This window comes from Paraburkholderia sp. CNPSo 3281 (assembly GCF_024206515.1).
Classification (GTDB): domain Bacteria; phylum Pseudomonadota; class Gammaproteobacteria; order Burkholderiales; family Burkholderiaceae; genus Paraburkholderia; species Paraburkholderia nodosa.
The window spans coordinates 1-1,446 of the sequence record NZ_JAMBPS010000141.1 but is presented as its reverse complement, the minus strand read 5'-3'; the positions used below and the strand labels follow the sequence as shown (position 1 = coordinate 1,446).

General features: G+C 59.3%; 2 protein-coding genes and 1 pseudogene. All 3 read left to right on the top strand.

Going from position 1 to position 1,446, the window contains the following annotated elements:
- The first annotated feature begins 85 nt into the window (after positions 1–85).
- Positions 86–475 (top strand): transposase, encoded by a 390-nt coding sequence (locus M3I56_RS40520; protein WP_254344551.1) that lies wholly within the window; start codon positions 86–88, stop codon positions 473–475.
- Positions 472–807: an IS66 family insertion sequence element accessory protein TnpB gene (tnpB, locus tag M3I56_RS40515; RefSeq protein WP_254344552.1), complete on the top strand. Its 336-nt coding sequence runs from the start codon at positions 472–474 to the stop codon at positions 805–807. Before M3I56_RS40520 ends, tnpB begins: the two co-directional genes overlap by 4 nt.
- Before the next feature lie 58 nt (positions 808–865).
- Positions 866–1,099, top strand: a pseudogene (locus M3I56_RS40510) (transposase); the annotation flags it as partial.
- Between the last annotated feature and the right edge of the window lie 347 nt (positions 1,100–1,446).

Below are 1,446 nucleotides of genomic sequence, written 5' to 3'. Positions count from 1 at the left end.
GTAAGCACCCGGTGAAGTCATCTTGATTGCGTAAGGCTCGAAGGCGAGGATCGTGTCCATCTAAATTTTTAATGGACAGATGTACATGATGGACGAGATCGAGGTGACGCAGGAGGTCGTGCAACCGACACGACGTCGGCGGCATAGCAAGGAGTTCAAGGCGCAAGTCATCCGGGCGGCGATGCAGCCCAACGTATCGATCGCGGCGGTAGCACTGCACTATCGCTTGAATGCCAACATGCTCCGAAGCTGGGTGGCGGCGCAGGAGGAGCTGGATGCGGCCGAGCTCGCCCGCAAGTCAATGAGCGTGCCATCGGCAGAATTTGTGCCGTTGCAGCTGGAAGCGTCCGGAGCTGCATCTGGCGCGACAGAGATCATGATCGAGGTACGTCGGGGTGCGGCAACGGTGACTGTACGTTGGCCGTTATCCGCAGCCAGCGATTGTGCGGTGTGGTTGCAGGGGTGGCTGCGGTGATCCGCATCGACGCGATCTGGCTGGCGACCGAACCGCTGGATATGCGCGCCGGCACAGATACGATTCTGGCGCGCGTGGTGAAGGTGTTCGGCGCAGCGCGGCCACATCACGCCTATCTGTTCGCCAACAGGCATTCGACGCGCATGAAGGTGCTCGTCTATGACGGGTTCGGAATCTGGCTGGCCGCGCGTCGCCTGAACAAGGGCCGGTTCGTCTGGACGAACGGTGAGCAGACGATCGCGACCGCGCTCAATCCCGAGCAGTTGCGTGCGTTGGTGACCGGACTGCCCTGGCAGACGTTGGTTCACGATCACGCGATCACGGTCGTGTAATACCCCCAGAGCCGTAAGCTTGCTTCCGTCGCGGGTGAGGTTCTGGCAGACTGCCTGCATGGACCTGCCCGCCGACCTCGACACCCTGAGCCACGACGAACTGCGCACGCTGGCCGCGCGGTTAATGTCGCAGGTTGGTGAGAACGAACGGGAGCTGCATTACCGGCAGACACGTATCGAGCAGCTCGCGCATGAGATTGCTGTACTGAAGCGCATGCAGTTCGGCCGGCGTAGCGAACAGACCAACAGCGAGCAGATGAGCCTGCTCAATGAGGCGATTGACGCCGATCTGGCGTAGAACAAAACAAAGATGTCAATTCGAAATCCCGGAAGCGTGGGGATTCCGCACGCCGAATTGACGACTTTATTTGCAGTCTCAACGAAATAAAGGTAAGCAGCCGGTGAAGTCATCTTGATCGGCAAGTCGTGCCACCCCAGGATCATGTCCATTCAAATTTTAAATGGACAGGTGTACACGATGGACGAAGTCGAGGTTGTACCGGATGTCGTTCAGCCGACGCGGCGCCGTCGGCATAGCAAGGAATTCAAGGAGACGGTCATTCGGGCGGCAATGCAGCCGAACGTGTCGATTGCGGCGGTGGCACTGCATTACCGGTTGAACGCCAACCTGCTGCGCAG